Annotated in this window: 11 protein-coding genes and 4 pseudogenes; 12 read left to right on the top strand and 3 right to left on the bottom strand. The window is 34.5% G+C overall.

Features of this window, described 5'->3' with window-relative positions; translation table 11 throughout:
• Nucleotides 1-89: 89 nt before the first annotated feature.
• Both MKY90_RS29370 and MKY90_RS29365 read right to left on the bottom strand, forming a co-directional pair.
• A pseudogene (locus MKY90_RS29370) lies at nt 90-371 on the bottom strand (IS6 family transposase); the annotation flags it as partial.
• Nucleotides 372-655: 284 nt separating this feature from the next.
• A complete protein-coding gene (locus tag MKY90_RS29365; protein ID WP_341093648.1) occupies nt 656-2,686 on the bottom strand; it encodes a serine hydrolase in 2,031 nt (676 codons plus the stop codon).
• A gap of 281 nt (nt 2,687-2,967) precedes the next feature.
• Between MKY90_RS29365 and MKY90_RS29360 the strand changes: the two genes are divergently transcribed.
• From MKY90_RS29360 to MKY90_RS29335, 6 genes and pseudogenes are all read left to right on the top strand, one after another.
• Nucleotides 2,968-3,111, top strand: coding sequence for a hypothetical protein (locus MKY90_RS29360; RefSeq protein WP_002191445.1), 144 nt, complete (start codon nt 2,968-2,970; stop codon nt 3,109-3,111).
• A 152-nt stretch (nt 3,112-3,263) separates the two neighbouring features.
• Nucleotides 3,264-4,429: pseudogene (locus MKY90_RS29355) on the top strand (serine hydrolase domain-containing protein).
• Between the two features lie 233 nt (nt 4,430-4,662).
• Nucleotides 4,663-5,493: pseudogene (locus tag MKY90_RS29350) on the top strand (IS4 family transposase); the annotation flags it as partial.
• A gap of 175 nt (nt 5,494-5,668) precedes the next feature.
• Nucleotides 5,669-6,259, top strand: coding sequence for a sensor domain-containing protein (locus MKY90_RS29345; RefSeq protein ID WP_002191450.1), 591 nt, complete (start codon nt 5,669-5,671; stop codon nt 6,257-6,259).
• Between the two features lie 4 nt (nt 6,260-6,263).
• Complete coding sequence (locus tag MKY90_RS29340) at nt 6,264-8,054, top strand: helix-turn-helix transcriptional regulator (RefSeq protein WP_061675849.1); 1,791 nt, start codon at nt 6,264-6,266, stop codon at nt 8,052-8,054.
• An 817-nt stretch (nt 8,055-8,871) separates the two neighbouring features.
• The gene (locus MKY90_RS29335) at nt 8,872-9,927 is read left to right on the top strand and encodes a serine hydrolase domain-containing protein (protein ID WP_341093821.1); all 1,056 of its coding nucleotides are present in this window, start codon (nt 8,872-8,874) and stop codon (nt 9,925-9,927) included.
• Between the two features lie 602 nt (nt 9,928-10,529).
• On the opposite strand, the gene MKY90_RS29330 is transcribed toward MKY90_RS29335, so the two are convergent.
• Complete coding sequence (locus tag MKY90_RS29330; RefSeq protein WP_033728683.1) at nt 10,530-11,435, bottom strand: TetR/AcrR family transcriptional regulator; 906 nt, start codon at nt 11,433-11,435, stop codon at nt 10,530-10,532.
• Nucleotides 11,436-11,620: 185 nt separating this feature from the next.
• Between MKY90_RS29330 and MKY90_RS29325 the strand changes: the two genes are divergently transcribed.
• The 6 genes and pseudogenes from MKY90_RS29325 to MKY90_RS29300 all read left to right on the top strand — a co-directional run bounded on the left by MKY90_RS29325 (nt 11,621) and on the right by MKY90_RS29300 (nt 19,446).
• Complete coding sequence (locus MKY90_RS29325; protein WP_098633309.1) at nt 11,621-13,120, top strand: DHA2 family efflux MFS transporter permease subunit; 1,500 nt, start codon at nt 11,621-11,623, stop codon at nt 13,118-13,120.
• A 126-nt stretch (nt 13,121-13,246) separates the two neighbouring features.
• The gene (locus MKY90_RS29320) at nt 13,247-13,858 is read left to right on the top strand and encodes a GTP pyrophosphokinase (protein ID WP_033728681.1); all 612 of its coding nucleotides are present in this window, start codon (nt 13,247-13,249) and stop codon (nt 13,856-13,858) included.
• Between the two features lie 1,618 nt (nt 13,859-15,476).
• Nucleotides 15,477-17,840 (top strand): putative mucin/carbohydrate-binding domain-containing protein, encoded by a 2,364-nt coding sequence (locus tag MKY90_RS29315; RefSeq protein ID WP_113937277.1) that lies wholly within the window; start codon nt 15,477-15,479, stop codon nt 17,838-17,840.
• Between the two features lie 172 nt (nt 17,841-18,012).
• A pseudogene (locus tag MKY90_RS29310) lies at nt 18,013-18,721 on the top strand (IS6 family transposase).
• 129 nt (nt 18,722-18,850) lie between these two features.
• Nucleotides 18,851-19,213 carry a cell division protein SepF gene (locus MKY90_RS29305; protein WP_098167474.1) on the top strand — a complete coding sequence of 121 codons (363 nt, stop codon included), beginning with the start codon at nt 18,851-18,853 and terminating at the stop codon, nt 19,211-19,213.
• A gap of 74 nt (nt 19,214-19,287) precedes the next feature.
• Nucleotides 19,288-19,446 (top strand): DUF3954 domain-containing protein, encoded by a 159-nt coding sequence (locus tag MKY90_RS29300; RefSeq protein WP_002204060.1) that lies wholly within the window; start codon nt 19,288-19,290, stop codon nt 19,444-19,446.
• Nucleotides 19,447-19,696: the final 250 nt, after the last annotated feature.

Genomic DNA, 19,696 nt, shown 5'->3' with positions numbered 1-19,696 from the left:
TTTTTGTTCTACGGATCTATGCATTTTTTTATACATTCCTATCCTGGCGCGGTTTTAGGGTTCTTGTTTGTTACTGGATTAGCCGAAAAACGGTACAGGTACATCCATTGCCCTTTAACTTTTATATATGTTTCATCAACTCTCCAAGAGTCATTGGTTTGCTTGAGGTGACGACGAATTCGTTTGTCCAATTCAGGACCATACTGATGAACCCAACGCATAATCGTGGTATGAGAAATAGATAAGCCCCGTTCCTTCATCATTTCCACCAAATCACAAAAACTGAGGTTATACCGTAGGTACCATCTTACCGTTAACAAAATTAAATCAGGCTGATAATGCTTCCATTTGAATAAATTTTCCTTTTTCATACTGATCACACACCTTTTCTAGAGTAGTAATATCAGTATGCCCAAGTTTTATAGATTTTTTGCACCAGAACTTGATTCCCCCTAAATAACAAAATAGGAACCTATCATATTTCATAATAGGTTCCTTCTTTAAATGCAAAAACTTAAGATGTATCGTATTATCTTTAGAATCTTTTCTGTTTTCATAAAGATCTTACAAAGTAGAATTTTTTGTATTATTTTAGCCGGATGTTTGTTTCTCATCAGCATCCAATTTTTTCATGATTCAATCTAAGATAAAATATCTACTGCCGTTTGTTAGGTAGTGCATAATAGCCAAAAGCTAAATCCAGCAAGGCACTTGCTTCTTGACGTAGTAACAGATGTTTCGGACGGAACATAAAGGATCCGTCAGCATTGATGGAAGTATCAGGGTCAAGAATTCCTTGGGAGGCAAGTGCCTGAATCGATTGGACTGCCCAGTCATCTGCGGCATCAAGTAATTTAACTTTAATAGCTTTATCAGGTTGAATCGTTTTCAAGTCTTGAATTTGCTTTACGTTTTGAATCATGGTTGCTGCGACCTGTCGGGTAATCGGAGTAGCACGGTTATACTCTGGAATTCCATTCATGATTTTTTCCCTTGCCTCCTTGGATTCGTCTGGAAAACCGTTCCATCCATGAGCAAGTAACAACGTATCCGCAAATTCTCCTTGTGTCATGGTGTCCATCGGATTGAATAGATTACCTGTTTTAGCACCCATAATATTTAGGGCATGAAGATTATCAATGTGACTTCTATATTTACTCTTTTGTGGAACGTCATCAAAAGGTGGTTTGTTGTTAATTCTCTGGGCATCTGCTATAAAATCAAGGCTTTTAGGAGAGTTGTAGTGAAAATATGCGATTTCTCCAGCCGAATTCTTTTTGAAAGCAACTTTGTTGCCTTCCGAATCTTCAAATAACAACGGATGAATCATTTTGAGAACTTGTTTTCCCGTTGTACCACCCTCTATAACCAAATTCCCATTTTCATAAGTAAAATGAGTGCGAATTGCAGCGAAACGCGTATTTTGGAATAAGCCCAAGTATTTATGAGCTTCTTTTTCCTCTAACGGGGGATAACTTGTTTTTACTTCATTCTTCTTAGCAGGGAAATAGTGATCCATGAGAGCTTCATACATGTCTATACTCATCATTGAATCATTATTGTAAGACATGAAGAATGCTGTTTTTTGTTCAGGCACTAAAATCATCAGTGATTGATGTCCAGGCATACTTCCCCCTTTTATTACAACGTGTTGACCGTTAGCAAATTCATTAAAAGGCGTTTCAAATCCAATTGTCGCAACAGGAATCGTCTTATCATCAAAAACTTGATAGGCATGCATCATATCTATGCTTTTTTTACTTACAATTTCTTTGTCTTTAAACTTTCCTTTCTGTAGTTGCATAATCATGTATTTTGACATGTCTTCCGCAGTAGATAAAATGCCTCCTTGTGGTGTATCCCTTAAACCGCTCCCACTTGTTGGAATCGGATCGCCAGTGGGACCATAATGTGTAGCCATTCTTTCGAGAAGATCAGGCGTAAAGCTCATACTTGTAGATTTCATATCTAATGGTTTGAAAATATTCTTTTCCATATATTTCGAGAAAGGGGTGTTAGTAACATTCTCTACTGCAAACCCTGCGAGCGCATATGCGACGTTGTCATACGTATAAACTTCACCCGGTGGCCGTACCACAGTTGGCATATGTTTAGAGAAAAATTCTTTCATTGGTATACTATTATTAATATATTCAGGTCCGGTTATGTTTGTGAGATCAGGAAAATCTACCCCGCTGGTATAAGTGAGCATATCAAACAGGGTAAGAGGTTTCCCTGTTTGATTAGGTATTTGTAATCCACCAAGATATTTTTGTACGTCTTGATCTAGTTTAAGCTTTCCTTTATCGACTTGCTGCATCACAGCCAAAGCAGTAAAAGTTTTCGAGACGGAAGCGATTTGAAAGACCGTGTCCTTAGTGACGGGGATTTTCTTTTCTTTATCAGCATATCCATATCCTTTATTGACAACGACCTTTCCATCATGAACGACGACAAAACTAGAACCGTTCACATTGTACTTCTTCATTTTTTCTTCAAATAATGGATCAGCAAAAGATTCTATTTCTTTTTTATTATTAGGTCCTTTCGTCATTTGGATATTAGTCGTGGATGCCGATGGTTTTGATTTTCCTGCTTCTAACGATTGTTGGGAACACGCAGAAATCATGGTTGAAGAAGAAAGAAGAATTGCAACGATCCCCAGTTTGTTAATTGCTTGTTTCATTTTTGTACGCTCCTTTATTTGATTGAAATTTTTTGTTAGCACAACGAGTTAGCGGCTCGTTAGTGTATGAACAGAGTTTAGCAAGTGGCGAGTCATAGTCGATAGTGAACTTTTGTCATATTTATAAAGAACAACAAAAATTGAGTGGGATACGGCTGTATTAATAGCTATGTCATAGAAATCATGACATTTTGACACTACCGTATGTGACAGAAAAACACTTAGAATCAAAGAGCAGTTTTTAACGCATTAACAATAAATGAGGAGGGGAGATTTTCATTGTGTATGATAAAAATATAAAGAGGCGTGAAAGGGGAAACAGGTATGACCTATTTATGAAAAACAAACCAGTAACAAGAGTGTTTCAAGGAAAAGAAGTAATTTCTAGGGTTAACATACATATGGAAAAAGAGGGACTTACTTAGGACAGAATGGCGCTTGTAAAAATAATAATTATGAATATGATTACGAATTCAATTTTGACCTTTTGTCATTGGTGGAGATAATAGCTGTGTGGTTAATACGAAACAGCAAGCAACTAACTATACAATATAAATAGAGAAGAGGAATATACCTTATGAAAACACGTAGCCAAATTACATTTGCAAGTCTTGCCCTTTTAATAGCTGGAAGTTCCCTGTTATACACAACGCCAACCTCAATTGTAAAAGCAGAGCCTACTCAAAGTGTATCTAGTTCGTTACAAACAAGTACTCAACGAGATCGTACTGCCGTCAAGCAATACGGGATACATTGCAACTTGGATTCCCGGGGATACTTGCTAAAACTTCTGAGGGTGGAAAAACGTGGGGTTATGCCGCTGGGGTAGCGGATCTTAGCACCAAGAAACCAATGAAAACAGATTTTCGCTTTCGCATTGGTAGTGTGACGAAGACGTTCATCGCGACGGTTTTACTTCAATTAGCTGGAGAGAACCGCCTGAATCTAGACGACTCCATTGAAAAATGGTTACCTGGTATCATTCAAGGAAATGGATATGATGCTAAACAGATTACTATCCGTCAGATGTTGAACCATACAAGTGGTATCGCTGAATACTCAGGATCAAAAGAAGCTGATTTTACGCATACAAAAAGATTGTATACCGCTGAAGAGCTAGTGAAGATTGGACTTTCGATGCCGCCAAACTTTGCCCCAGGAAAGGGCTGGTCTTATTCAAACACAGGATACGTATTACTAGGTATCCTTATTGAAAAAGTAACCGGAAACAGCTATGCGGAGGAGATTGAAAATAGGATTATTGAACCACTTGAATTGTCGAATACATTCCTACCTGGTAATTCAAGCGTTATTCCAGGCACTAAGCATGCCCATGGATATGTCCAACCAGACGAAGCAAATGAGCTAAAAGACGTTACTTATTTTAATCCAAGTATAGGTAGCTCGGCTGGAGAGATGATTTCTACTGCTGACGACTTAAACAAATTCTTTTCTTACTTGCTCGGTGGCAAATTAATGAAAGAACAGCAGCTAAAACAAATGCTTACTACAGTTCCTACAGGAAGAGCTGAAATCGGGAGATATGGTCTTGGAATCTATGAAACTAAGCTTCAAAGCGGTGTCACGATATGGGGACACTCAGGTGACATTCCAGGATTTAGCACTTTTGCTGGAGGTACACTTGGCGGTAAGCATACGTTGGCCGTCAGTTTGAACAGTATGCGTAGTGCTAACAGTCCTGATCCTTATAAAAATATTTTACTTGCTGAATTTAGCAAGTAGGCAAAAAGGAAAACCGGATAAATTTTGTCATAGTTTTTATAGTTAAAAATATACCTTTCTGGTTCAAAAAAACAATTTACTCTGAAAAAAATTTTGGGGGTAAAGCAAGTTCTTAATTTGATGGACATGCGGCAGTACCCTATCGCTATCAAGTTAATAAAAAGAAATGCCCCCCTATAATGAAAAAATACGCTATTCTTTCTGTAGAATCATAGGAAAGGATGGTGTTTTTTATGTCTGTTTCTGTGTCTGACGAATTACAACTATTTGCTCAAGAGATTCAAAGTTTTTTATCTTCAAATACCTTACGGAATCTTGCTAGAGATGTTGGTTTTGTACAACGAACCAGTAAGTATCAGGCAAAAGATTTAGTCGCTTTATGTGTATGGTTGAGCCAAAATATAGCTATGACTTCTTTAACTCAGTTATCTAGCTGTTTAGAAGCATCAACAGAAGTACTTATCAGTCCTGAGGGACTGAATCAACGATTTAATGAGGCGACCGTCCAACTCTTACAACGCCTACTAGCCGAACTACTAAACAAAAAATTGGCCACATCTATGCCGATTTCTTCTCCATACACTTCTGTTTTCAAGCGTATTCGTACTTTAGATTCAACTGCATTTCAACTCCCGGATGTATTTTCATCGGTTTATCCAGGTGCAGGAGGATGCAGCCATACAGCTGGGATAAAAATTCAACTTGAGTATGATTTGTTAAGTGGGCAGTTCCTACATATTCATACAGGTCCAGGTAAACGACATGATCGCACTTACGTCTCTCTGTGTGCCCAAACTGTGACAGCGAATGATTTATGTATCCAAGATTTAGGTTATTTTCATTTAAAAGACCTTCAATATATACAAGATAAGGAGGCCTACTATATCTCTCGTATCAAGTCGAATACACGTATTTATCAAAAAAATCCTAACCCTGACTATTTTCAAGATGGAAGAATTAAGAAAGGTACAGAGTATATACGGATAGATATGGAGACGTTAATGAACTCCCTTCAACCAGGACAAACATGTGAAATAGCTGATGCTTATGTAGGAATGATTGATAATGAACTTTTGTCATATTTATAAAGGATAACAAAAATTGAGTGGGCTAAGGCTGTATTGATAGTTATGTCATACAAACCATGACACTTTGACACTACCGTATGTGACAGAAAAATACTTAGAATCAAAAAGTAGCTTTTAACGCATTAGCAATGAATGAGGAGGAGAGATTTTAATGACGAAAGCATCAGCTCAAAAAACTTTGCAAGATTTTTATTTCTTGCTATTTACCTTTGTATCCGGATTCTTTTACTTTTGTTTCTATCTGGTCAGCATTACATTTGCATTAGTAATGACGATTATCTTTTTGGGTATTCCCTTGTTGGCTTGGGTGCTACAAACAACTCACACGTTTGTTCAGTATGAACGTATTCAGACGAAGGTTTATGCAGATATATCGATAGAGTTATTCGAACCAAGAAAAAAAGAGGAGGGAGATAAATGGATTAAAGCGAGAGATACAATCCTTAATAATAGCAACTGGAGGGCTATTTTTTGGCTCATGCAGAAATTTTTTGTCGGAATAATGAGCCTTATATGTGCTGTTTTACTGTATGTAATGCCGCTAGTATGTATCGTTACACCCTTACTTTTTCGATATTTTAATATATACTTATTGGGCATTGCTGTGAATTCATGGGAGACAGCAATTTTTGTCATGATTGTTGGTTTCATTTTCATCTGGATACATAATCTTATTGGAAACTGCTTAGTTCGAATTATTGGAATGTACACGCATTCCATGTTTAAAGCTATAAAGGAGTGATAATTTGTTTAAGACTTTGAAACTATGGTTCTGGTATGATTGGGCCTTACTTTGTATACGTTTTATTATTTGGCTATCATTGATATCAACGACTATCCAACGACAAGATCATTTGACAGTACCACTTTGGATCATAATTCTTTGGGAAATCGTTTCATTTTCAGTACCTTGGATTTGTTTAATGTTCAGTTATCGCTATTATTTGTTTACTGAAATAATATTATTTGGCGGAGTGTGTTTCTATTTAACTTTATTATTTCCGTCAGCGTATCTTACTTTTTTAATGCCAACTTTTATGATTGCGGCAAATAGCGCTCATAAATCTTACCGCTGGTCGGGTCCTATCACAATTATTTTGTTCCCGTTGCTCATTTCGATATTTTCCAAAGTAACAGATTTATGGGTAATCATCCTACAACTCAGTTTAGCTTTTGCTATGGGCTCTTTCTTTCGTTTACTGGCTATTAATTACCGTCAAAGTGAAACTATTCGGAACCAGAAACATGTATTGGAACAATACGTATCCCAAGTTGAGCGGATTACATTACTCGAGGAACGTGATAGGCTCTCAAAAGACTTACACGATACGATGGGGCATTCCTATACCTCAATTATTATGGGGATGGAAACATTACGTATGGAATTAAAGTCTAAAGAAGGAGAGCAACAGCTCGATTCATTATTACAATTGGCCCGTAACAGTATGGAAGAAGTAAGACTGCATTTACATAAATTGGATTTATCGCAAGAATCGCTTCCCTTAGCTGTCACATTACAACAATTGACAGAGGAATTTAAGAAACATGCAAAAGTAAATGTACGTACTCGAATAATAGGGGAAGAGTATATGGCCTCCAAACAATCAAAAATGACACTATATCGGAGCTTGCAGGAATCACTAACAAATGCTGTTCGCCATGGGTATTCCACAGAAATCATTGTGTCACTTCACTTTGAACCACAACAGATAAGATTGGATGTACAGGATAATGGCTGTGGGGTAGAAGAGTGGAAGGATGGCTTTGGATTAACTGCAATGAAAGAGCGCGTGAGTCAGTCTCAAGGAAGAGTCATTGTTTATTCCAAAAAGGGGGAAGGGACGTTAATTTCATGTGTTTTACCGAAACAAGCACAACTGTCTAATGAACAAATCCGCATGTGTATTGTCGATGATCATTCATTTATTCGAGAAAGTCTTCATACAATTTTGGATGGACAGGAGGATTTACAAGTAGTGGGAATGGCTGAAGATGGAGAACGGGCTATGGAATTGTGTGAAAGACTAAAACCAGATGTAGTATTAATGGATTTAGAGATGCCTAATTTGGATGGAATTCATGCGACTAAAATGATTAAGGAAAAATGGCCGGACATTCGTGTACTCATTCTGTCAACCTTTCAGAATACAGAAAGGGCAAAAGAAATCATACGAAATGGTGCGGATGGATATTTATTGAAGTCCATAGATTCGCGTGAACTAGCTGAATCAATTCGTCTAGTCTATCGAGGAGGCACGATGATTAATCATGACTTGTTCCATAGAATGTGGGGAAAAAATGAAGAAACAGGATCATTTGAATCACGATCAGATGGAAAAGAGTATGGATTAACGAAACGAGAACTAGAGATTTTGGAACTATTATCACAAGGAAGCCGTTATAAAACAATAGCTTCGAAACTTTACTTGTCAAACGGAACGGTAAGAAATTACGCCTCCAATCTCTATGAGAAGCTAGGAGTTAAAAATCGAGAAGAAGCCGTACAAAAGGCAAAAGATACAGGATTACTTTCTTGACACTCTCACTTGAACTAGTTAGCTGAAGTCAAGGGGGAACTTACAGATAATGCAGGGCATCACTACCCAATACTACATTTGAAACTACAATGAAAAATAAAGAGTTGGAAACCACCTGCTTTTTTGTGAATATAGTCTAATATAATTTAGTTGTTTAAAATGGGTATTCGGATTTTTATATCGAAAAGGTAAAACACTATGGAATAAGATGTCGATGACTATAAAAATTGTAGACTATAACCGAAATCGGGAAAAGGTATAAGGTATAAGGGAGTTGAATATTTTATTAAAACCTATCTTCACAGAGGACTGGTAAATAGTTTTCATATTCGCTAGTACATCGGTCCTAAATCTGAAAGTAAAATAGAGATTTTGGTCAATAACATCTGTGATTTAGATGCTATTTCCCTCATTTCGAAAATATCTATTACGTTGCCATGAGTGGTTTTGGGATTGAAAGAGGTACTTCCGTAAAGTCGGGCATAATAGCACTCACTAAATTTAAGCCCTCTAAAAAGAGAAGAATTTAGAAACTAAAGAAATTAGTGTGATGATGCTTTATTGTAGTCAAATATAAAATATGTCGTTTTGAGTTGAAGTGAAATGTGGAACCTAATTCTAAAATTTAAAATATATTGGAATGATGCAAAAGATAGTCCAAAACTGAAGTATCCAAGTAGGTCTGCGCAACCAGCCTGAAGATGGTCATCCCATTGTTGGATTTCATAATCCGATACGGAGTCCAATTGGATTAAATATGAGAAAGATAACAGGTTAATATATTGCTAATCATTTAAAGGAAGGGTATGTGATTGAGATGAATAATACATATAATGAAAAGACACATACATCGATTAAACAATTATTTAACAAGTTTTCGCCAAAAGCTCCTGGCTTTGCATATATTGCTAGTTTCGATAGCGGAGTAACTTATAAAGGTGCAGTTGGCTTAGCTTCTATAGAGGGGAATATACCCATAAATACCAAAATTATTTTTAATATTGCTTCAGTTTCTAAACAATTTACAGCATTTTCTATATTACTTTTAGAACAAGAGGGGAAATTGAATTTAGATGATTCAATTGTAAAGTTTGTCCCTTCTATAGGAGCATATGCTGAACCTGTAACATTGAGACACCTAATTCATCACACTGGTGGACTAGTTGATTATATGGAATTGGCTGAAGCAGCAAATATTAAATATACTGATACATTAACTGTGGAAGAATCGCTAGAACACCTTAAAAGTCATCAAATTGCAAGGTTCCCAGTTGGAACAAAATTTGAGTATAGCAATACAGGATATTTTTTATTATCACAAGTGATAGAGAAAGTAAGTGGCAAGTCTCTATGTCAGTTTAAAAAGGAGCGTATTTTTGACCCTTTAAATATGAGGGCCACAACAATTGTGGATTACTACCCAACTACTATATCAATTGCTAGTGGATATTTGAAGAATGAACAAGGAATATATGAAATCTATGAAAGCCCTTGGGAACATACAGGGGATGGGGCAGTTCATACAACTGTTGAAGATCTGGTAAGATGGGGAGAAAATTTAACTACAGGTACCATTGGTGGAAAAGACCTTGTTAAAAGAATGAGCGAAATAGGTCCGAAAATTTCTCCAACTGGAGAGACGATTATTAACAATGAAGATTATGCTTTTGGGCTAAGGGTTGCAGAGGGTTTTAATTGTCGATATTTGGAACATTCAGGAGGCTGGGCAGGTTTTAATTCACACTTCATGCGGTTCCCAGAAGAGCGTTTGTCTGTTGCGGTATTAAGTAACTATGACGAATTTGACTCTAAAAAATATGCTAATGAAATATCGGAAATTGTTTTAGAAAAAGTACAAAACAAGAGAGCGTAGATTTGAATGACACTCTTACATTAGTTGTAAATGCAGTTAATGGCATTGAAGATAGACTACTTCTAGCCACAGTCCAAAACAGAGCTCCATCGGTTGGTATTACTTGTTGGACCCCTTCATGGTAAAAATAAGTCTAAAGTATAGGAAGTGAACATAATGACAAATGTATCAAGTCGAGTAGCAAGTATGCCTTTGTTTTCACAAACGATTGTGGATTTGAAATAAAGTCACGATGTTTGTAAGAAAGACGCGAAGTTTTGAATAAAGTTGCGACGTTTCTAAAAAAGATGCGATGCTTTATCTTTTCAATCAAAGAATTCTAAATGCGTTTTAATCAAACATTTTTATAAAACTAAATGTTCATTCAAAAAGAAACGAATCCATTTTGAGCAATCCCTTTTCAAAATAGATTCGTTTTATTTATCGTACAATATAAGTTTGCAAAGTATTTTTAATCGAACTTTTTTATAAAGCTTCACAACGATTAAATATGATGATAAAAAAATATATTGGAAGACCCTATACATACAGGATATAGAATCTTTTCATTATAAGAATACCTTTAAATTTGTGTATATAGTTTAGGTTGAAGAAAATGAAATTTATGAAATCGGAAAATAGTTCATTTTCCCTAAAATTTGTTCATATTGTATATATTCCTGAGTGGTATTGATTTCTGGACTATTTTTTAAAGTTGTTAAAGCGCTCTCGATTAAAAATTTTCTTGAATCTGCTTTATTATACATAATCTCTTCTTGAATAAAGTACAACAGGTTTAAACATGTTGTCATTTTCTGCTTTTCGAAACCATTTTTTTTCTCAATCACTTTTTTTAAGTGTAGCGTAGCAATTGAAAATTCATTGTTAAAAAAATCATTATAATCTGATTGAGGTAAAAATTCATTTATATATGCGGGTGTAAATAATTGAATGCTTTTTTCACTAATATCTTCCAAAATGATAATTATCCGATCCATACAATAAGTAACAATTTGCTTTATGGTAATTGTTTGATTCCATGCATTACTGGTATGAAGAATATTCTGCATCATACCTATGAAAATAACCGCACAATCCACTAAATAATTTGATTTATCCTCGGGGAAAATATTTGTAAAGCGTTTATACACCCAACTTAAAAATAAGTATTTAGACTGCTTAATAAATTGTATGAGATCTGGATCGTTTGATACAAGCACATCTTCAATTAATTGCATTAACTTGTTTTTTTTATTAAGTTCCATCATGAGGCTGACTTGTTCTATATAGATAGCAATATCTTTACAATCTTCTCCAATAAGTAATTTGTCTCTTTCCACTTGCATCTCTTCTTGGATAAGTTTAAATACAGCTTTGAATAGTTCGCCTTTGGAAGAAAAATAATTATAAAAAGAACCTTTGGAAATATTGCTATGATTTAAAATATCTTGAATAGATGTCGCGTGATATCCCTGTTCTATAAATAGCTCATGTGCTTTATCTAAAACGTCTCTTTTCTTCTTATTCATATTCTAAGCTCCTTTAGAGGTAATGCTCTTATATTAATAAATATATTGTAACAAAGAAAATACAACTAGTACAATTTTGGACAACCGGTACATTTTTGTTGATAATTAATTGCTAATGAGATATCATTAACCTTGTTGGACTCGAGGTATAAAAATAAACCGATAGTACAGAAGGGGGCATATACATGAAAGAAAAACAAACAAAAGCTTCTTTTAGCTTATTAGCGATTTTAATGATAGGAGCATTTGTAGCGTTATTAAGTAATACATTGCTCAATATAGCTTTACCATCTATCATGAAGGATTTTGATGTGAGTGCTTCAACCGTACAATGGTTATCGACAGGATATATGCTAGTAAATGGAATTTTAATTCCCACTACTGCATTTTTAATAAAAAAATATACGGCTAGACGATTATTTTTAACCTCTATGGGGTTGTTTACAATTGGTACATTAATAGGTGGATTTGCACCAAGTTTTTCAGTCTTACTTTCGGCTCGTATGATTCAAGCTTCAGGAGCGGCTTTAATTATGCCACTACTAATGAATGTTTTATATACAACATTTCCACCTGAAAAACGTGGCTCAGCAATGGGAATTTTTGGTTTAGTAATGATTTTTGCACCTGCTATTGGACCAACATTATCGGGGTGGGTTATCCAACATTATGATTGGCCGGTACTTTTCTTAATGATGGCTCCTATAATGGCTTTAGTCTGGATTTTGGGATACTTTAAATTACATGATCACAAAGAAAAAAGCAATGACAATATTGATGGATTATCTGTTGTCTTATCAGCCTTGGCTTTTGGTGGTATTTTATATGGATTCAGCTCTGCTGGTAACAGTGGATGGAGTGCACCTAATGTTTATTTAACCATTATTATTGGACTAGCATCGTTGGTAGGGTTAATTGTTCGTCAATTTAATCTTGAGGAGCCTATGCTCGACTTTAGAGTATATAAATACCCAATGTTTGCTTTATCGTCAATTATTTCAGTGGCTTTAAACATGGCGATGTTCTCTGCCATGCTGTTATTACCGATTTATTTACAAAATATCCGTGGTATTTCCGCAATGGATTCTGGTTTACTAATGTTACCTGGCGCATTAATCATGGGGATTATGATGCCTATTACAGGAAAATTATTCGATAAATATGGTCCGAAATTGTTGGCGTTTATTGGCTTAGCTATTGTAATCGTTACAACATTTTTATTTAGTCAACTAACGGGATCCACTGAGTATACACATTTAGTTGTGTTATATGCAACTCGTATGCTTGGTATCTCAATGGTTATGATGCCGATTATGACGAATGGTTTAAATCAATTACCACCAGAATTCACACCACACGGAACAGCAATGAATAGTACGATTCAACAGGTTTCAGGAGCAATTGGTGGTAGCCTACTCGTTACAATTATGTCTAATCGAACAGCAATACATGTAGAAGAAATGATGTCTAATGCTATAAATAAGCTAACAAATGCACCTACTGGTGAAGCCTTAGCAAAAATACAGCAGCACATCTCCATGGAAGCAACTATTTCAGGAATCAATGATGCATTTTTAGTATCAGCTGTTATTGCTGGTGTAGCATTTATTCTATCGTTCTTTCTTAAAAGAACAACAGTTCCAATTTCAAATCAAGTAGATGATCGACTTGAGAACATAAATTAGTTGTTTAAAAAATGAAGAATTTTTAGAGTTAAGGCATCTTCTTTCTGTCTATCTGATGAACGTTTTTAATGTGATTGATTCAATTGAACAATACATGTGAAAAGTTGAAATAAGAGGGGGATTAACATGGAAGATGTAAGAAAATGGGGTCAATTTTTACTACCATATAAGTTTGCTTTAGATGAAATGACAACCAAAATTAATATAATAGCTGAAGAAGCAAAGTATTTAAAAAACCATAATCAAATTGAGCATATTAAGACGAGACTTAAATCATTCGAAAGTATTCAACTAAAACTTGATAGAAAAGGAATTTCTCCTACAATGTCAAACTCAAGAGAAAAGTTGTATGATATTGCAGGTATGAGAATCATTTGTTCTTTTGTAAATGACATTTATGATATATATTCTCAGCTATCCAAACGAAATGATATTAAAATTGTACAGGTGAAAGACTATATTGAAAATCCAAAATCAAATGGGTATCAGAGTTTACATGTAATTGTACAAATACCTGTAACACTATCCCAAAAAGTAGAGACTGTTTATGTTGAAATACAGCTTCGAACCTTAGCGATGGATTTTTGGGCTAGCCTAGAACATAAAATTTATTATAAGTATGACAAAAAAATCCCTTTCTATCTGGAGCAAGAGCTTATTGACGCGGCCAAAACTGCAAAATCTTTGGATGAAAAGATGAGGGACATTCATGTAAGAGTGGAAGGTTTGAAAGGTTAAAGAGGCATGTTAAGAATAAATAGGATCGCATGAAACAACTTGTTATATAAAAAGGACGCATATGCTTGATTGCAGCTGAAGAAATAAAGATTCAACACCAATGATTATCAATAATTGAAATACTAATGATTAAAATAAAAAAGAACCTTCAGTAGGTTCTTTTTTATAGTTGGTAAATATGTGATCAACAATAGATAGTAATTTAGATGCTTTTTATTAATTGGCTCAGTTTTCTTAGGGAAGAAATCATTTTTTCATGACTTATTACTAGATATAACCAGACATTTCATTTATTAATTTGGGTGGGTGATTTAGTTTTTTGGGTTTACCACGCTAAAATGTAAATTTTGCTTAGGGACAAAATGTTAAAGTTCTACATTCTGAATTAACAGAAAATTTAGGTGGTAAAAATCCCTTTGAATATTTTATCAGGTAGTTCATATTTCTTTGACCATAATTTCATGTTGTTACCGAACGTTTATATGTGTCTAATGGAAAGAAATATTTTAAGTTTGTTACCATCTATTGTTTGATTAAGATGGTAACACGAAAATAAAACGTTTACAACAAAAAGATAAAGAAAAAATATGAAAATTCGACTTTTTTCGACAAAATGATTGAGAGAGAAAAAATCTAAATTAAGTAAATCTTATATGTAGAGAGATTCTTTATCTCATAAATAACAGTTATAACATATGTAAATGTTCTATAAGTAATTAAAACGTCGAAGATAAAATTATATTGTGACAATTATAAACAAAACATACTTAATAATTCATACTTAGACTAACAAATCAATTCATAATAAGTTAAATACGCTATATTTAATAGAGTATAATATGGAATATTTAACTATAATATTCCATATTATATATAATTATAAATCATTTAACATATTAGTTGCGGGAAATTTTGACATAAGATATTTTAAATATTAAGCACAGAAACATTTTAAAGAAAAAGAGCTATTTTAAAATGTACCCTAAAAACGTTTTCCCTAAAAAGTAGTAAGAATTTTTAAATTGTTCCTGTGCCTAATTAGATGAAAATAATACAATAAATTGTTTAAAAAAGATAAAAGCAAGTTACTTTTACGGAGAAATATACATTCCATACCATTAGAATTATGTCAGATCGTAGCATACAAATTACATTCTTCTATCTCACAAACTGCACAACTACCATTATAGGTAGCTTGTCTTAGTTTTAACATCACATTCATCATTTTTTTGTCCAATAAGATTAATATGGTTAGAAAAACGTGCCGCCATCTACTATGAAAATATTAGCAATTAGAAAGAATTATTTATAAAGTAATATAGAAATAAAATTATCCGGTTGTTTATAAGTGAATTTTTAATATTTTTGGCGTTTTTCAAAGGGCTTTCACTTATATTTCATATCATGAGGACAATTGTTGTGTTGTTTGAAGGGAAGGGTATAGGTGTTAACAGTTCATTTGTATATAAAAAATAAACAACCTGTTGCGTGTATAATAAAAGATTTTTTAAAATAATTTATGAATACACACAAGTGATGTTGAGTTATTTATTCAAAGTAGAACCTTTAAAAAATCTGTAAATTGTTATATAAAGAAATAAGAATAGGGGTATTCATTATGAAATTTATAAAAGGGATATTCGTTTCTACGATTGCACTTACGGCCTTTACAGGATTAGAGCTAATTAAATTTCATGAAAATCCCAATGTAGTGTATGCAGATTCGAAAGGTCCTGTAAAAAATATAAGTCAATCTGAGGCAGATATTAAAGAAGAAGATCAAATTATTGTAAAGTTTAAAAGTGAAGTGAATTTCCCGTATAAGGATGGACTTGAGAAACAAATAAAAAACGAAGATAGCGATCTGGAATTAGTAAAAATCTTTTCTGAATTTCCACAGCTAACATTAAAACGTTTATTTACATCTGTGGACCCAAAAGAGATTGAAAATATTGATAAAGATACGAGGGAAACTGAAAAAAAATCATCTTCTAATTTACTAGATTATTATATTGTAGAAGTACCTAATAAAGTAACAGCTGAAACATTGATGGACAAGTTTAAGAAATCTTATCTTGTTGAAGAAGTATATATGCAAGAAAAACCAACTCTTTTACCAGAAGTACAATTACCTACTGTATCGCTTAACCCTTACGACGATCCAAGATTTTTAAACCAGGGATATCTTAAGGAAGCACCATATGGGATTAATGCATCTTATGCATGGAGCATTAAAGGTGGAGATGGAAAAGGAACTACTTTTGTAGATATGGAGTATGGGTGGTTATTAGACCATGAAGATTTAGTAAATCAAAAAGTTGAGCTTATATCTGGTAGAAATATAGATCAACACGTTGGTCATGGAACATCTGTTCTTGGGATTGTTTCTGCTGAAGATAATGAGATTGGTAATATAGGAATTGCACCAAAGGCTAAGGTCAAAGTAGTATCCCAAATAAGAGGTGATGGGTCTTATAATACGGCTGATGCGATAATAAATGCTGTACATAATTTACAAGCTGGGGATATTTTATTATTAGAGGCACAAGCTTCATATGATGGATATGGAGATAAATATTTACCTGTTGAAGTACAGCCAGATATCTTTGATGCAATACGAGCTGGAACGGATAAAGGAATTATTGTGATAGAAGCCGGGGCAAATGGTTCTAATGACCTTGATCAATTTAGAGATCGGAATGGAAAACAGGTATTAAATCGCAATAGTCCGGACTTTAAAGATTCAGGAGCTATAATGATTGGAGCCGCATCGTCAACTGTTCCTCATAAACGTTTATGGTTTTCAAATTATGGTAGTAGAATTGATGTTTATGGTTGGGGAGAAAACGTAGATACAACTCGTGCTGAGCCTAATAGGATTACTAAAAATCTCTATACAACAGGCTTTAGTGGTACATCTAGTGCTTCTCCAATTATTGCTGGAGCAGCGACTTCAATACAAGGTGTGGCTAAAGAACATTTAGGTCGTCCATATAAACCAGCTGAATTAAGAAATATACTAAGTAATCAAAATACAGGTACCAAATCCCAAAATCCGTTAACAGATAAAATCGGTGTTTTGCCAGATTTAAAGTCAATCCTGTCAAATTTGGGATATAGTCCAGATATATCAAATAATGTTTTAGAGGGAAACCAATTTGTATGGTCAATGAAAGGAATAGGAGATTTTGAGTTTGCAAAATTGGATTTTAATAAGACAAAAGAAGAAATGCAAATTCAATTAAAAGCAGGTGTACCACATCATTACTTTGATAGTACATATGCGAGTGTGAAAGTCCAAAATTCATCCGGAAAAGTGGTATATAATAAAGATATTTATGGAAACAGGCAACAAAATGCTGAAACACAAAAAATTCCGATGAAAGTCGGAGACTATATTGAGTTTACACATTTAGAGGGTGGAAACCGGGCGACTCTTATAAATGTGGATAAAAATATACAGGAGAGCTTTGGTAAGAAGATAGTGTATCAAGTTACAGTTAATGGTCTTAAGAAAGTTGATCAAATTATTAACCCTAGCCCAGATACGGAAGCTCCTACACGGCCTGAAGGATTACAAGCAGCCAACATTACTACAAATAGCGTAGAGTTAAAATGGAATTCATCAACAGATAACGTAGGTGTGAAAGAATATCAAATATTACGTGACGGAAGATTCATTCAAACGGTACAGGGAACCACATTTACTGATAGTAAACTGACTGCTAACATGGAATACAAATATACTGTGAAGGCTATAGATGCAGCTGGAAATCAGTCTATTCAAAGTAGTGTTCTTAGTATAAAAACAAAAGAGCAAAATACCTCTTATGAAAAATGGGATCCGAGGAAAGCATATACAAAAGGGGATAGAGTAGAGTATCAAGGGAAAATCTATGAAGCTGTTCAAAGTTACCAAGGAAATGGAGATTCGAATTGGATATTCTCGTTGTCCTTATGGAAAACAATTTCAATAAGTTGATGATATCGTCTATTTGAGAGAATAATTATTTCATAACTAGCTAAATAATTTTTATCTCATAAGAAGAAGGCACCTTTTAGGTGCCTTTTTCTGGTTCTGGTGCGAAAACTTCAAGTAATCTCTAAATCTTGGACATACTGATACGATTACTCTAAAAAGGTGCGTGATCAGTATGGAAAAGCGAAATTTATTCAAGTGGAAGCATTATCATCATGATATTATTTTGCAAACAGTAAGATGGTACCTACGGTACAACTTGAGATTTCGCGATTTGGTGGAAATGATGGAGGAACGGGGCTTATCCGTTGCTCATACAACGATTATGCGTTGGGTTCATCAGTATGGTCCTGAATTAGACAAAAGAATCCGTCGTCATCTCAAGCAAACCAATGACTCTTGGAGAGTTGATGAAACATATATCAAATTAAAAAGTCAATGGATGTTACCTGTATCGTGCTGTCGATTCGAAAGGAAATACCATCGATTTTTACCTAAGCAAAGCAAGAAACCACAAGACTGCAAAGCGATTCTTCAAGAAAGCTTTGCAGTCTTTTCATATTTCTGAGCCTCGTGTCGTGACAGTTGATAAGAATCCAGCTTATCCTATAACAGTTGAAGAATTGAGAAAAGAAAAAAAGATGCCATTAGGCATCCAACTAAGGCATGTAAAATATCTCAATAATATAGTGGAACAAGATCATCGATTTATTAAAAAGCGAGTTCGTTCGATGATAGGATTGAAATCCTTTCGCACAGCTACAGCCATTATTTCTTGAATAGAAGCTATGCATATGGTAAAAAAAGGGCAACTTATTTTACTGGACAAGTCTGTCCAAAATCAAGTGGAGTTCATCCATCAACTATTTGGAATTGTTGCTTAAGACTAGATTCCACTAGGAAACTTTTCGCCTCTTTATATCTTTCCTAAGTATTTGCACCAGAACCGCTAACGTTAACGCAGCTTGAAGGAATCTTAATTGCAAGCTTGCATGTATTGGAGGGGAAAAGCAATGCCAAAGCAGTTAACAATCTTTGATGTTGAACCAGTTGTGTCATTTGATTTTAAGAAGGCTCATGATCATCGATTAAATTCTAAACTACGTTTTGCCGACGTTGTTGTACAAATACCACGTCAAGCCAAAGCGATTGATGAATTAAAACCAACGACAGCGCCTGATGAGCGTTATGAGTTATTTGAAGATTACACAATTGGAATTTGGCGTTATAAGCGAGTGGAGGGTAAACAATTTGATTGGGAAGAAGCAGAGGAAATGTGTAAGCGAGCACGGGATGAAAAAAAGCCTATTCCAATACGGCTTCATTTATCACTTGAACAATCATTTGTTTCAGAAAATGTTGTGCGATATTTGTAGACAAACAAAAAAGCCGAGATTGCTCTCGACATAATTATTCGACAAATTAATTATAACATATGGGAGTGATCTTGGTGGGAATTAGAAAAGAAAATCTTGTAGAAATGACAGCTGAAATAGATTTGAAAATAAACGGAATATATGTTGTTAAAAATGGTCAGGTCCAACTAATACAACCACCTCAAAGTGGAAAAGTAATCCGTATGGAAGAACGAAAAACACAGTTACTTTAATCAAATTTGAATTTTATTAAGAAATTGGACTGAAAGCATCGATAATTAGATGGGATAAAGAGCATCATCACTGAAATGAAAAAGCCCTGCACACAGGGCATCTAAAAAGATACCTTAGCTATAACAACGATTAGGGGGAGGTATTAGCTAAGGTATCTGGATGGATGATTGCATACTAAGTATGCAATCAAGAGCATTGTTGAATGTATTGGGTTATTCAACAAGTTCAGAATAACACGAAATTTCCGCT

Origin of the sequence: Bacillus sp. FSL P2-0099, assembly GCF_038007445.1 — a bacterium.
Lineage (GTDB): Bacteria > Bacillota > Bacilli > Bacillales > Bacillaceae_G > Bacillus_A > Bacillus_A mycoides.
The sequence above is the reverse complement of the archived record's forward strand: the minus strand, read 5'-3'. Positions and strand labels throughout refer to the sequence as shown.

Excerpts from the sequence above, each read along its gene's own strand:
- MKY90_RS29315 (WP_113937277.1), top strand. The coding sequence starts at position 15,477 with ATGAAATTTATAAAAGGGATATTCGTTTCTACGATTGCACTTACGGCC.
- MKY90_RS29365 (WP_341093648.1), bottom strand. The coding sequence starts at position 2,686 with ATGAAACAAGCAATTAACAAACTGGGGATCGTTGCAATTCTTCTTTCT.
- MKY90_RS29330 (WP_033728683.1), bottom strand. The coding sequence starts at position 11,435 with ATGAATAAGAAGAAAAGAGACGTTTTAGATAAAGCACATGAGCTATTT.
- MKY90_RS29305 (WP_098167474.1), top strand. The coding sequence starts at position 18,851 with ATGCCAAAGCAGTTAACAATCTTTGATGTTGAACCAGTTGTGTCATTT.
- MKY90_RS29325 (WP_098633309.1), top strand. The coding sequence starts at position 11,621 with ATGAAAGAAAAACAAACAAAAGCTTCTTTTAGCTTATTAGCGATTTTA.
- MKY90_RS29345 (WP_002191450.1), top strand. The coding sequence starts at position 5,669 with ATGACGAAAGCATCAGCTCAAAAAACTTTGCAAGATTTTTATTTCTTG.
- MKY90_RS29320 (WP_033728681.1), top strand. The coding sequence starts at position 13,247 with ATGGAAGATGTAAGAAAATGGGGTCAATTTTTACTACCATATAAGTTT.
- MKY90_RS29335 (WP_341093821.1), top strand. The coding sequence starts at position 8,872 with ATGAATAATACATATAATGAAAAGACACATACATCGATTAAACAATTA.